12 protein-coding genes are annotated in these 13,074 nt (G+C 72.0%); 4 read left to right on the top strand and 8 right to left on the bottom strand.

Going from position 1 to position 13,074, the window contains the following annotated elements:
• Position 1: 1 nt before the first annotated feature.
• Positions 2–784 carry a 2-oxo-tetronate isomerase gene (otnI, locus tag ENE75_RS02460; RefSeq protein ID WP_128195270.1) on the top strand — a complete coding sequence of 261 codons (783 nt, stop codon included), beginning with the start codon at positions 2–4 and terminating at the stop codon, positions 782–784.
• Between the two features lie 7 nt (positions 785–791).
• On the opposite strand, the gene ENE75_RS02455 is transcribed toward otnI, so the two are convergent.
• Positions 792–1,580 (bottom strand): thioesterase family protein, encoded by a 789-nt coding sequence (locus tag ENE75_RS02455; protein WP_128195268.1) that lies wholly within the window; start codon positions 1,578–1,580, stop codon positions 792–794.
• A 10-nt stretch (positions 1,581–1,590) separates the two neighbouring features.
• Positions 1,591–2,475 (bottom strand): ion transporter, encoded by an 885-nt coding sequence (locus ENE75_RS02450; RefSeq protein WP_128195266.1) that lies wholly within the window; start codon positions 2,473–2,475, stop codon positions 1,591–1,593.
• 109 nt (positions 2,476–2,584) lie between these two features.
• On the opposite strand from ENE75_RS02450, the gene ENE75_RS02445 reads away from it, so the two are divergent.
• Complete coding sequence (locus ENE75_RS02445; RefSeq protein ID WP_158288838.1) at positions 2,585–3,238, top strand: DUF3011 domain-containing protein; 654 nt, start codon at positions 2,585–2,587, stop codon at positions 3,236–3,238.
• Positions 3,239–3,257: 19 nt separating this feature from the next.
• Here ENE75_RS02445 and ENE75_RS02440 read toward each other — a convergent pair whose 3' ends face one another.
• The 3 genes from ENE75_RS02440 to ENE75_RS02430 are packed head-to-tail and all read right to left on the bottom strand — an operon-like array spanning position 3,258 to position 6,550.
• On the bottom strand, positions 3,258–4,382 hold the full coding sequence (locus tag ENE75_RS02440; RefSeq protein WP_128195262.1) for an MBL fold metallo-hydrolase: 1,125 nt from the start codon (positions 4,380–4,382) through the stop codon (positions 3,258–3,260).
• A gap of 3 nt (positions 4,383–4,385) precedes the next feature.
• Positions 4,386–4,781, bottom strand: coding sequence for a rhodanese-like domain-containing protein (locus ENE75_RS02435; protein WP_128195260.1), 396 nt, complete (start codon positions 4,779–4,781; stop codon positions 4,386–4,388).
• Entirely contained in the window at positions 4,766–6,550 is a 1,785-nt protein-coding gene (locus ENE75_RS02430) for a SulP family inorganic anion transporter (RefSeq protein ID WP_128195258.1), read from the bottom strand. The genes ENE75_RS02435 and ENE75_RS02430 overlap by 16 nt, the downstream gene beginning before the upstream one ends.
• A 119-nt stretch (positions 6,551–6,669) precedes the next feature.
• On the opposite strand from ENE75_RS02430, the gene ENE75_RS02425 reads away from it, so the two are divergent.
• Together ENE75_RS02425 and ENE75_RS02420 are read left to right on the top strand one after the other, a co-directional pair.
• Complete coding sequence (locus ENE75_RS02425; RefSeq protein ID WP_233258885.1) at positions 6,670–7,482, top strand: gamma-glutamyl-gamma-aminobutyrate hydrolase family protein; 813 nt, start codon at positions 6,670–6,672, stop codon at positions 7,480–7,482.
• Positions 7,479–9,059 (top strand): ABC transporter substrate-binding protein, encoded by a 1,581-nt coding sequence (locus ENE75_RS02420; RefSeq protein WP_128195256.1) that lies wholly within the window; start codon positions 7,479–7,481, stop codon positions 9,057–9,059. Before ENE75_RS02425 ends, ENE75_RS02420 begins: the two co-directional genes overlap by 4 nt.
• A gap of 18 nt (positions 9,060–9,077) precedes the next feature.
• On the opposite strand, the gene ENE75_RS02415 is transcribed toward ENE75_RS02420, so the two are convergent.
• From ENE75_RS02415 to ENE75_RS02405, 3 genes are all read right to left on the bottom strand, one after another.
• Positions 9,078–9,668 (bottom strand): phage tail protein, encoded by a 591-nt coding sequence (locus tag ENE75_RS02415; protein WP_233258884.1) that lies wholly within the window; start codon positions 9,666–9,668, stop codon positions 9,078–9,080.
• 114 nt (positions 9,669–9,782) lie between these two features.
• Positions 9,783–10,523: a thermonuclease family protein gene (locus ENE75_RS02410; RefSeq protein WP_128195254.1), complete on the bottom strand. Its 741-nt coding sequence runs from the start codon at positions 10,521–10,523 to the stop codon at positions 9,783–9,785.
• A 68-nt stretch (positions 10,524–10,591) separates the two neighbouring features.
• Positions 10,592–13,060, bottom strand: a complete 2,469-nt coding sequence (locus ENE75_RS02405; protein WP_233258883.1) for a ligase-associated DNA damage response DEXH box helicase — start codon at positions 13,058–13,060, stop codon at positions 10,592–10,594.
• Positions 13,061–13,074: the final 14 nt, after the last annotated feature.

Raw genomic sequence — 13,074 nt, 5'->3', positions numbered from 1 at the left:
CATGCCCCGCTTTGCCGCCAACCTCTCGATGCTCTATACCGAGCACGGCTTCCTCGACCGCTTCGCGGCCGCCGCCGCGGACGGCTTCGAGGCCGTCGAGTACCTGTTCCCCTATGCCTGGCCAGCGGCGGAACTGGCCACCCGCCTGCGCGACCATGGTCTGCAGCAGGTGCTGTTCAATGCGCCGCCCGGCGACTGGGACGCCGGCGAACGCGGCCTGGCCTGCCTGCCGGGGCGTCAAGGCGAGTTCCGGCGCGGGTTGCATCAGGCCCTGGATACGGCCATGGCACTGGACTGCCCGCGCGTTCACCTGATGGCGGGGCTGGCCCCCTCGGGCACCGACCGTGCACGGCTGAAGGACATCTACCTGGCCAACCTGTCGTGGGCTGCGGCAGAGGCGGCGTCGGCCGGCCGTGACGTGCTCATCGAGCCCATCAACACGCGGGACATCCCCGGCTACTTCCTGAACCGGCAGGACGAGGCGCACCGGATCGTCGAGGCGGTGGGCGCGCCCAACCTGAAGGTGCAGATGGACCTGTACCACTGCCAGATCGTCGAAGGCGACGTGACCACCAAGCTGCGCCAGTACCTGCCCACGGGCCGCGTGGGCCACCTGCAGATCGCCGGCGTGCCCGACCGCCACGAACCCGACCAGGGCGAACTGGCCCACGGGCACCTGTTCGACGTCATCGACGCCACCGGCTGGCAGGGCTGGATCGGCTGCGAGTACCGCCCCGCAGCCGGCACGAGTGCCGGCCTGGGCTGGTGGCGGCGACGGCGCTGAGTCCGCGTCAGCGCGGCCGCACCGTCAGGCTCTGCGTGGCGCGGCCGATCAGCCCGGCCTCGTCGTACAGCGCCGACTCCGCCAGCCCGCAGCCGTTGCCGGCCAGCGCCGTGCGTGCCTGCAGACAGATCCACTCGCCCACCGGGCGGCGCAGCAGGTTCACGGTGAGGTCGCCGTTGACGAAGCTGTAGCGTGCGAAGTCCAGGCACGCGCTGATGCCGTTGCCGGAGTCGGCCGCCACCAGCGCACGCTGGTAGGGGCTGGGTGCCTCGCCGGCCACCAGCGCGTGACGCAGGCGGAACCAGATGCTGCACGGCCCCTGGAAGAAGCGGCCCTCGGCGACCCGGTTCTCCACCAGGTCGCCATAGCCGCGCAGCCGACCGGCGAAGGGCATGGTCACCGGCGGGCAGTCGGCCGGCGCGCGCGGCGCCTCGGGCAGCGGGTGGCCGGGCGTGCCGTCGGGCACCGGCACGTCGGCCTCGCGCTGCAGCAGCGCGGTGAAGCGCGCCACGTCCTTGCCACCAGCGATCAGCCGCGCCGAGAAGTGGCCCACGCTTCGGCCCACGTAGTCCTCGGCGACCTCGATCGTCAGCGCGCCGATCGGCACCGGCCGTAGCAGGTTGCCGGTGAACCGGCCCAGGTGCGTGAGCCCGTGCACGGCGCCGGCCTGCTCGAAGGCGCGGCAGACCAGGGCCGATGGCGGCCCGGCGTGCTGGTGCTCCGGGTGCCAGGGGCCGCGGGTGAGTTCGCTGGCGTGGTAGCTGCCCTCTTCGGCAGCGGCATAGGCGGCGTCCAAGCCGTTCTCCTCAAACGATGTCGGGGTCCCGACGGTACGCCGGCAGCGGCGCGCCGCAGTCGCGGCAGTAGCGGGCGGTGGGCAGGTGGCCTTCGCTCAGGCACTCGTGGCAGGTGCGCGTGGTGGGCCGCTCGCCGACGCGGGCGGCGGTGAACTCGGCGCTGACGATGCCGGTGGGTACGGCCAGCGTGCCCCAGCCCAGCAGCATCATCATCGACGCGATCACGCGGCCGAGGTCGGTCTTCGGCACCACGTCGCCAAAACCCACGGTGGTCATCGTCGTGATCGCCCAATACACACCCACGGGGATGCTGGTGAAGCCGTTGTCCGGCCCTTCGACCACGTACATCAGCGTGCCCATCACCAGCACGACCAGCATCACGAACGACAGGAAGACCAGGATCTTGCGCCGCGACGCCGCCAGCGCCATGCCCAGCGCGCGGAACTCGTGCACGTAGTGGCCCAGCTTGAGCAGGCGGAAGATGCGCAGCAGGCGCAGCACGCGCACGTCGATCAGCGCGTTGGCGCCCGGGAAGAAGAACACCAGGTAGCTCGGCAGGATGGCCAGCAGGTCGATGACGCCGAAGGCGCTGCGCGCGTAGAGCCACGGGCGGCGAACGCAGGCCAGGCGGGCCACGTACTCCACCGTGAACGCGATGGTGAAACCCCACTCCAGCACGCCGAGCAGCGCACCGTGGCGGGCATGGACCGACGCGATGCTGTCGGCCACGACCACCGCCACGCTGAGCACGATCATCGCGATCAGCGTCAGGTCGAAGGCATGGCCGGCGCGGGTGTCGGCCTCGAAGATGACGGTGTACAGCCGCAGCCGCCAGCCCTGGACGGGGCGGCCCAGGTGCTCGGCATCCCGGTCGTGGGCGGCGGGGCTGTGCATGCCGCCATTCTCCGGCAGCCGGGCGGGCCGCCCCAAACACGACGCCGCTTGCCGCCGGCTGTGCACGGTGCTAGCGTCACCGGCCTCCATCAACCGGAGGATCCCGGACATGCCTCGAGTGCGTTCCCAGTGGGCCGTTTCTGTGCTGGCCGCGGCGCTTGCCCTGCCCGGTGCAGCCCTGGCCGACAAGCGCGTGCGCTGCGAGAGCCACGGCTTTCGCCACGCCACCTGCGGCATCCCCGACCATGGCTACGTTCGCCTGGATCGGCAGTTGTCCGAAGCCCGCTGCGTGCAAGGCCGGACCTGGGACTACAACCACCGCGAGATCTGGGTGGACGACGGCTGCGCGGCCGAATTCGTCGTCGAGACGCGGTCCGGCAGCGCCAAGCACGAGGGCGCGAAGGCGGTGGCGGCGGTGGCCGCGATCGCGCTGCTGGGCGCGGCGCTGTCCAACGCCGAGCAACCCAAGCACCACCAGCACGACGACGACTACGGGCGCAGCGGCCACACCTCGCACGTCCCGTCCTGGATGGTCGGCGACTTCCGCGGCCACAACGACCGCGCAGGCAAGGAGGTGCTGATGACGGTGGAGAAGGACGGCCGCGTGCGCGCCAAGGTCGATGGCCACCGCCTGACCGGCTACGTGAACGACCGGCGGCTGTACGTCGGCGACGCGATCTTCGAGCTCGAACGCACCGGCGACGGTTTCAACACGGTGCAGGTCGGCGACTGGAACAGCCGCGTGCACTACCGGCGGCATTGAGCCGCCAGTCCGCCGGGGTTCAGTCCAAGGGCCAGGGCAGCTGGCGCAGCCGCGCCGGCGGCAGTTCCTCGGACTCGGCCGCGTGCGGTGTCGCATGCGCCGCCGTTCGCCACCAGGGCTCGGGTGATTCAGCCTGTGCCGGTTCCACGGCCTCGCCCAGCCGCGGCAGCAGCAGCGCACCGGCCTGCGGGTCCGCCAGGCGCAGCAGCGTCTCCACGGGTTCGTCCCAGTCGTGCAGCGCCAGGCTGAAGGTTCCCCAGTGCACCGGCAGCAGGGCGCCACCGCCGAGCAGCGCATGTGCCTTCAGTGCGTTGGCCGGGCCGAGGTGGATGTCGCCCCAGGAGGGGTGGTAGGCACCGACCTCGAGCATCACCAAGTCGAACGGGCCCAGCCGCTCGCGGATGCTGGCGTACTCGGGCGTCAGCCCGGTGTCGCCGCTGAAGAACACCGCGTGGCGCTCGCCACGCACCACCAGGGACGACCACAGCGTGGCGTTGCGGTCCTTGAGCCCGCGACCCGAGAAGTGCTGCGACGGCGCCGCGGTGACGGTGACGCCGGTGCCGGGCAGGCGGTGGCTTTCCCACCAGTCCAGTTCGGTGATGCGCTCGGGCGCCACACCCCAGGCCTGCAGGTGCGCACCCACGCCCAGCGACGTGACGAACGGCACCGCACTGTGGCGGGCCAGCGCGCGGATGGTGGGGTAGTCGAGGTGGTCGTAGTGGTCGTGAGAGACCAGCACGGCATCCACCGTCGGCAGCTCGCGCAGGCGCAGCGGCACCGGCTGGAAGCGCCTGGGCCCGAGCAGCCGGAACGGCGACGCGCGTGCCCCCCACACCGGGTCCGTCAGCACGCGCACGCCGTCGATCTCGATCAGCACCGTGGAATGGCCGAGCCAGGTGGCGCGCAGGCCGCTGTCGGGCGGACGCGCCCAGGTGGCACGCGGGTCCACCGACGGCAGTGGTGCATCAGGCGCGCGGCGTGGGCCGCCACAGAGGAACTCGCTCAGCGTCGGTCGCGCCGCGGTCGGGTCGCGCAGGCCAGGGTCGATCGGCTGCACGTTGCGGAAGCCGTCGCCACCCCAGCGTGGGGACGCACGCATGCGCGCCAGGCGTTCGCCGTGGGCGCGTGCGCCGAACGCCCCCATGGCTCACATGCCCGGGTCGATCGGGTGGTCGACCTTGCCGCCGCCCTCGGCCCAGTCCTTGAAGGCACCGAGGTTGTAGACCTGCGCGTAGCCCATGTCCTTGAGGACCTTGCCCGCCAGCGCCGAGCGGCCACCGGAGGCGCAGTACAGGATCACTGGCCGGTCGCGGCGGAAGGCCTTGTCGTGGAACGGTGAATCGGGGTCGGCGCGGAACTCGAGCATGCCGCGCGAGACGTGGTGGGCGCCGCTGATGCGGCCGCTCTTTTCCACCTCCGGCGCATCGCGCACGTCGAGCATCAGCGCGTTGGCGCTGGCGACCAGCGACTTCGCTTCTTCAGGACTGATGCGGGGCACGGCCGCGTGCGCGGCCTCGAGCATCTGTTTCACGCTGAGGGACATGAGGGCTCTCCTTTCAGGACAGGGGTCGTGACGGGAACGGGGGCCAGCTCCGGCCCCGGGCGGCTGGCGCATTCGAGGAAGATGCGCGCCTGGCACGTGCGGCAGATCGCGGGGTCCAATCGGTCGACGATGGCGCGCAGCGCCGTGGGCTTGCGGTCGAAGATGTGGTCGCTGCCCAGGCGGTCGAGGAAGCCGCTGCGCCGCCATATGTCCAGCACCTGCGGTCGCGGACGGTGGAAGTACAGGTCGCCGCCCAGCGCCAGCCGGCGCACGCGCTCGGCCTCCCACAGGTCGGCCCCGGCGAGGTCGATCGCGCTCATGCTCTTGGCCATCACCAGCAGGTGCTTCTGCGGGTCGGGCTGGGCACGCAGGCGGTGCAGGTGGTCGCCCACGTGGGCCACGGCGCCGAAGTAGACCGAGCCCTCCATGCGCAGCAGCTTGAGCTGCGGGCATTCCGGCTGCATGCCGGCGGGTGAGTCGTCGATGACGACGAAGGGGCGGTCGCCGTGGTGGCCCTGGTCGGCCGACGGCGGCGCCGCAAAGCCCATGGTGCGCAACGCCGGGCGTGCGCTGCCGTACAGGTAGACGATGAGCGCGGCGATCATGCCGCCCAGGATGGCCACCTGCAGCGACACCAGCACCGTGGCCACGGCCGTGCCGGCGGCGATGATGGCCTCGGCGCGGTCGAGCTTGATCACGCGCCGCCAATGCGGACGGTCCACCAGGCTCCAGGCCACCGGCAGCAGTGTGGCGGCGATGGCGGCCATCGGGATGAACTGCAGCACCGGCCCGCCGACGAGCATCAGCGCCGCCACGATGATCGCCGAAAAAGCCCCGGCCAGCGGCGTGCGCGCGCCCACCTGCTCGTTGACCACCGAACGATTCAGCGAGCCGCAGGACACGAAGCAGGAGAAGAACGAACCGACGATGTTGGACGTGCCCTGGGCCACGCACTCGCGGTTGGGGTCGAACAGCTCGCCGCGCCGTCCCGCGATGGCCTTGCCCACGGCCATGGTCTGCCCCAGCGACACCACGGCCAGCGCCAGCGCGGCGCCGCCCACGTGGCGCAGGTCGGTCAGCGTGATGGACGGTGCCTGCAGCGTGGGCAGGTCGTGCGCCACCTGCCCCACCGTGTCGGCTGTCCAGCCCTGGCGGGTCATCAGCCAGGCCGCCAGCCCGCCGGTCACCAGCCCGATCAGCATGTGCTGCCGCCCCGGCACCCAGCGCTGCGCTGCCAGCGTGGCCGCCAGCGTGATCGCGCCCACGGCGGCCTCGACGCCGCTGACCGACAGGTCGCGCAGCGCGTGCTCGGCGATCAACACCGCCGCGCCGGTGGTGAAGCCCAGCAGCACCGACGGCGAGACGAAGTTGGCCAGCACGCCCAGCCGGACCAGGCCCAGCACCGCCTGCACCACGCCCAGCGCGAAGGTGGCCACCAGCGCCAGCTGCAGGTAGGACGCTGGGTTGGACGCCGCCAGCGGCGCCAGCATGGCCGCCAGCGCCAACGAGGTGGCGTTGGTGGGCCCGGAGACCATCAGCCGGCTGGCACCCATCAGCGCCGCGACGATGCAGGGCACGATGCTGGTGTACAGGCCCCAGGTGGGCGGCAGGCCGGCCAGTGCCGCAAAGGCGATGCCCTGCGGCAGCACGATCAGCGCGCCGATGAAGCCCGCCATGCCGTCGTCGCGCAGGCTGCGGCGGTCCACCTCGCCGGCCCAGTCGCCGAGCCAGCGCGACGCCTGCGCGGTGAGGGCGGGGGGTATCGGCATGGCCTGCACCATAGCAGGCCCGCCGGACCAGGGCGGCGGGTTGCAGGGCACGCGTACCCCGTCGCCGACCCGGTCGTCACTACACTGTCGCCGCCGCGCATCCTTTCCTGCACGCCGTCATGTCCATCGACCGCCCGCTGCTCATCGGCATCTCCGCCCGCATCTACTACCCCACCCGGCCGGTGCTGGACATGGGTGGCATCTGGACGCGCACGCTGCACTACCTGGAGCAGTCGGTGGCGCACTGGCTGATGTCGCCCAAGGTGCTGGCGGTGATGATCCCCGCCGTGGACCGCGACAGCGTGGTGCAGCGCAGCGACCTCAGCCTGCACGGCTACGCCGAGGCGCTGGACGGCCTGGTGCTGCAGGGGGGCAACGACATCAGCCCGCAGGCCTACGGCGAGGTGCCGATCGCGCCCCAGTGGCAGGGCGACGCCGTGCGCGACCGCTACGAGGTGGAACTGCTGCAGCGTTTCATGCAGGCCGGCAAGCCGGTGCTGGGCATCTGCCGCGGCTGCCAGCTGATCAACGTGGCGCTGGGCGGCACGCTGTACCAGGACATCCCCACCCAGCGCCCCGACGCGCTGAAGCACGTGGATGCCGAGCACTACGAGCGGCAGCTCCATGAAGTCGAGCTCGTCGAGGGCACGACGCTGGCCAGGCTGTACCCGGGCCGGCGGCAGGCGATGATCAACTCCATCCACCACCAGGGCGTGAAGGACCTGGGCCGCGAGCTGGTGGTGGAAGCGCTTGCGCCCGACGGCATGGTGGAGGCCATCCGCTGGACAGGCCCCGGCTACGTCTTCGGCATGCAGTGGCACCCGGAGTTCCTGGCCCTGGGCGCGCTGCACGACGAGCAGCTCGACGGCCACCCGATCCTGAACCACTTCCTCGACGCTGCGCGCCAGGTGCGCGACGGCCACGCGCGATGAAACACACGCTGCTCACCCGATGGCTCGCGGCGCTGGCCGCCACGCTGGCGCTGGCCGTGCCCGCCGCCGCCCAGACACTGCGCATCGCCAGCGCCTTCGACCCGCAGACCCAGGACCCGCACGCGCTGGCCCTGCTGTACCACACGCGCGTGGCCTACCAGGTCTACGAGTCGCTGGTGGGCCGGGATGCGGCCTTCAAGCTGGAACCGGCGCTGGCCACGTCGTGGCAGCAGATGGACCCCAAGCGCTGGCGCTTCCAGCTGCGACCCGGTGTGCGCTTCCACGACGGCAGCACGATGACGGCCGACGACGTGGTGTTTTCCATCACGCGGGCCCTGGGCAAGACCTCGCAGCGCGCCTTCCAGCTCAAGGGCGTGACGCAGGCGGTGAAGACGGGCCCGCTGACCGTGGACCTGCTGCTGGAGACCCCCGACGCCGTGCTGCCGGAGAAGCTGCAGTACATCAGCATCATGAGCCGCGCCTGGAGCGAGCAGCACGGCGTCACGGCAGCGCAGGACTTCAACGGCAAGCAGGAAACGTTTGCCGTGCGCAACGCCAACGGCACAGGCCCGTTCAAGCTCGCCCGCTACGAGCCCGACGTGGTCACCGTGCTGCAGCGCCACGACGGCTGGTGGGGCCAGGCCGACGCCCGCAACGGCAACCTGGCCGAGGTGCGCTTCGTTGTCATCAAGAGCGACGCCACCCGCCTGGCTGCGCTGGCCTCCGGCGAGGTGGACCTGGTGCTCGACCCGCCGTTCCAGGACGTCGAACGCCTGAAGCGCCAGCCGAAGATCAAGGTCACCGCGGTGCCGGAACTCGGCCAGCAGTACTTCACCTTCGACCAGGCGCGGCCCGAGCTGGAGTTCAGCGACGTCAAGGGCCGCAACCCCTTCCAGGACCGGCGCGTGCGCCAGGCCGTGTGGCATGCGCTGAACGTGGAGCTCATCGTCGACAAGGTGCTGCGCGGCCAGGCCGAGCCGGTGGGCACCTTCCTGTCACCGCTGGTGGACGGCGCCGACCCGGCGCTGGGCCGCCGCCTGCCCTTCGATCCGGCACGCGCCAAGGCCCTGCTGGCCGAGGCCGGGTACCCCGACGGCTTCGCGGTGACGCTGGATTGCGTGAACGTCACCTGGCGCCAGGCCGTGTGCCAGGCCGCCGCGGCCATGCTGACGCAGGTGGGCATCCGCACCACGCTGCGCGTGGCCGCGCCCAACCTGTTCTTCCCCAAGCTCAGCCAGGCCGGTGCCAGCTTCATCGAGTTCGGCTGGACGGCCAGCCCCGACGCCTGGAACTCGCTCAACGGCCTGTTCCGCACGTTCGACCGCAGCGGCCTGGGCACCTTCAACGCCGGCCGCTACAGCAACCCGAAGCTCGACGCCGTGATCGACGCCATCCGCGTCGAGCCCGACCTCGCCAAGCGCCGCGCGATGGTCGGCCAGGCGCTGACGATGATCGCCGAGGACCTGCCCTACGTGCCGCTGTACCGCCGCAAGCTCAACTGGGCCATGGCGGCGAACGTGGACCTGGTGCAGTGGCCCAACGACACGCTGGAACTGCGCTGGGCGCGGATGAAGTGAGGCCGGCCGGGGGCCGCCTCACTCGCGCGACGGGTAGATGCCCTGCAGCGCCATGAAGCAGCTGACGGTGACGTAGGGCGGCATCTGCGGCACCGGCTGGTTGCCGCCGGCGACACTGGTGGTGGCCGTGGCCATGTCGGTGTCGCCGGGCGCGGCGCCGTACATCGGCAGGCGCGGCCGCGTCGCCGGCACCCCGCCCGCCGGGCTCGACGCCGTGGGGGCGGCGGTGCTGGCACGCGGCGCCACGGTGTGCGTGTGGGCCGGCATCTGGGACGGGGTCAGCGTGTGCGTCTCCGCGCCGCCGCGTTCACCCAATGTGCGTGGTGTCAGACCCGGGCCGTTGCCGTCGTGCACCAGCGCCCGGCCCCGCATGTCCGGCAGCGCGAAGGTGGTGCGGCCGTCGCCGCCGTAGGTGGTGCCCAGCAGCGAGTACAGGGCCGAGTACTGTGCGATCGGCAGCAGTTGCCCATCCAACCTAGCCCAGCCACGTGGCGTGAAGTTGAACCCGGTGCACATGATCTGGCCGATGAAAGGTTCGGACTGCGCAGCAGCGGGCAACGGGGCAGCCATGGCCGCGAGCATGGCCGCGGCGGCGAAGGTGATGCGCATGGGGGTCTCCTGCGGGGTGGGCCGGGGGTCGGCGGGACCCCAGAGTAGGCGCACCCGGTGGCCGGCGCCACCCCCATTCACCCGGGTTCTGCGCGGCCAGCCCCGGTCACGGCGTCAGCGCCGTGGCACGCACCACTGCTGCTCGCAGGGCACGCCGTCGCGGTTGCCATCCATCTTGACACCCGGGCAGTGGGCCAGGAAGTACTCGGCCTCGGCACAGGAACGCATCTGCGCGCAATGCGTGCGGCCGTCGCAGCGGAAACCGCCGTGCGCCACCACGGTGGCTGCCGGCACGGCCAGCCGGGACGCTGCCGGCACCGCAGCGGCCGCCTTCGGCGCCGACGCGGCGCCGTCGCCGGCCCCGCAAGGCCCGTGGCTGCGTCGGAAGTCCCACGGGAACACGGCGCCGCGCTCGGCGTGCAGGCCGCGCTTGAAGGCCTGCGCCACCTTCTCCTGCGGCACGTACGGCCCCTGGTTCCACTTGCTGCGCAGGCTCCAGGCGTGGCCCTCGGCCACCATGCGCTGGTTGACCACCAGCTCGTCGACCGTCAGCACGCCCAGCGTACGGCCATAGCCGTCCTTGCCCTTGGTCTGCAGCGTTGCCGGCTTGCCCATGACGAAGGACGTCAGGTATTCGCGCGAGGCCTCGCCGCCGGCCTGGCAGCCTTCGGGCGCGTCGATGCCGTGCAGGCGCACCTCGATCGGCTTGCCGCCACCTGCGGGCGCAAAGACCAGGCTGTCGCCGTCGATCACCTTGTCCACCTGGCCGGTCAGCGTGGCCGCCGACCCGGCCAATGGAACGCCCACGGCCAGGCAGAAGGCGGCGGCCAGGGTCAGGATGCGGGTGCAGTGCATCGGGGGTGCTCCTTGCTTGCTGGCCGCGATCTTGCCATCGAAGCCGCCGCGCGCCAGACGGGCCGCGATCAGGCCTGGCGCCGTGGCGAGCGTCGGCGGCGGCGCGGTGCCGGCGCGGGGTCCATGGCCGCCTGCTCCGCATCGGCCAGCAGCCGCGCCAGCCGGTCGGCCAGCTTCTCGGTACTGAGCTGCTCGCGCAGCCGCTCCACCATCAGCGGCAGGCTGAAGGGGCTGGCCGTCTGCAGCGGCACCACGGCCAGCGGCGTGCGCGCCATGTGATCGAGCACGGCGCGCAGACGGGTCATCTCCAGCTCCTGCGCCAGCACCTCCTGCTCGGCCTGGCCGAGCAGGCGGTTGCCGCGGTCGTACTGGCGGAAGACCTCCCAGAACAGGCTGCTGGAAGCCTGCAGCTGCTTCAGGCTCTTGGGCGCACCGGGGTAGCCGCCGAAGACCAGGCCCGCCACACGCGCGATCTCGCGGAAACGCCGCTGCGCCAGCGCACCGCTGTTCAGGCTGGCCAGCACGTCGGCCATCAGGTCGCCGGTGGCGAACAGCGAGCCGTCGTGCAGCGCCGACAGGTCCGGCGGCTCGGCGGCCACGATCTCCAGCCCGTAGTCGTTGACGCTGAGCGAGAAGGTGTTGGGACGGGCACCCTGGACACGGTGGGCCAGCCGCCAGGCCAGCAGCTGCGCCAGGCCGATGTGCACGTTGCGCCCGCCGAAGGGGTACAGGAACAGGTGGTGGCCCTCGCGCGTGACCAAGGTCTCGGCCACCAGCCGCCCCGGCCGCGGCAGCAGCGACAGCCGCTGCTGCGTCGTCAGCATCGGCCCGGCCGCCTGCAGTTCGGGCTCGCTGGCCTCGCCCCGGTCCACCGCGTCCAGCAGCGCCTGCACCGCGTCGGCCATCTCGCTGGACAGCGGCATGCGGCTGCCGGCCCAGGCCGGCACGATGCCCTTGGGCTTGCTGGCCTTGCGCACCAGCGCCGCCATGTCCTGCGTGCGCACGTACGCCAGCACCCGGCCGGCGAAGACGAAGTGGTCACCGGGGCTGAGCCGGCCGATGAAGCTTTCCTCGATCGAGCCCAGCTTGCCGCCCGAGACCCACTGCACCGTCATGGTCGCGTCGGCCACGATGGTGCCCACCTGCAGCCGATGGCGGCGGGCGATGCTGCGGTCGGGCACGCGCCACAGGCCGGTGTCGGGGTCGCGCTGCACGCGGTGGTACTCGGGGTAGGCGCCCAGGCTGTCGCCACCACGCTCGACGAAGGCCAGCGCCCACTCGAACTCGGCGCGCGTCAGCCCGGCATAACAGGGGGCACTGCGCACCTCGTCGAACAGCGCCTCGGCGTCGAAGCCGCCGCCCAGCGCCACCGTCACCAGGTGCTGCACCAGCACGTCCAGCGGCTTGTCCGGTGCCAGGCGAGACTCCACCTGCCCGGCCAACGCGGCGCGACGCGCGGCGGCGGCCTCCACCAGTTCCAGCGTGTTGGTGGGCACCAGCGTCACGCGGCTGGCGCGGCCGGGCGCGTGGCCGCTGCGGCCGGCACGTTGCAGCAGCCGCGCCACGCCCTTGGCGCTGCCGATCTGCAGCACGCGCTCCACCGGCAGGAAGTCCACGCCCAGGTCCAGCGACGAGGTGGCCACCACCGCCTTCAGCCGGCCTTCCTTGAGCCCGCGCTCCACCCAGTCGCGCGTGTCGCGGTCCAGGCTGCCGTGGTGCAGCGCCACCACGCCGGCCCAGTCGGGGCGCGCTTCGAGCAGCAGCTGGTACCAGATCTCGGCCTGGCTGCGTGTGTTGGTGAAGATCAGCGTGGTCTCGGCCTTGGCCACCTCGTCGACCACCGGCTGCTGCATCTGCGCGCCCAGATGACCGCCCCAGCTGAAGCGCCCAGGCTCGGCCGGCAGCAGGGTGTCGATGACCAGGGCCTTGTCGATGCGCCCGCGCACCAGCTGGCCGCCGGGGCCACAGAGTGTGGCCATCGCCTCGTCCAGGTTGCCCAGCGTGGCCGACAGCCCCCAGACCACGAGGCCCGGATTCCATCGCCGCAGCCGCGCCAGCGCCAGCTGCACCTGCGTGCCACGCTTGCTGGCCAGTAGCTCGTGCCATTCGTCGACGATGACGGTGTGCACACCGGCGAGTTCGTCGCGCGCGTGTTCGCGGGTGAGCATCAGGCTCAGCGACTCCGGTGTCGTGACCAGCGCCTTCGGCCAGCGGCGCTCCTGCCGCGCGCGTTCGGCGCTGGGGGTGTCGCCGGTGCGCTGGCCGACCTGCCAGGCGGGGGCGAGGTCGGGCAGCGGCAAGGCCAGCGCGCGCGTGGTGTCGGCGGCCAGCGCGCGCATCGGCGTGAGCCACAGCACCTGCAGGCCCGGCGCCGGGCAGGCGCGGGTCAGCGCCCCCATCCACACCGCGTACGTCTTGCCGCTGCCGGTGGTGGCGTGCAGCAGGCCGCTGTGGCCGGCGGCCATGGCCGCCCAGACCTCGCGCTGGAAGGGAAACGGCGTCCAGCCGCGGGCGGCGAACCAATCCTCGGGATTCACGTTGGCAATCGTAG

The organism is Rubrivivax albus (assembly GCF_004016515.1).
In the GTDB taxonomy this organism is placed as follows: domain Bacteria; phylum Pseudomonadota; class Gammaproteobacteria; order Burkholderiales; family Burkholderiaceae_C; genus Rubrivivax; species Rubrivivax albus.
Note: the sequence above shows the minus strand (reverse complement) of the source record. Positions and strands in the feature narration are given on the sequence as shown.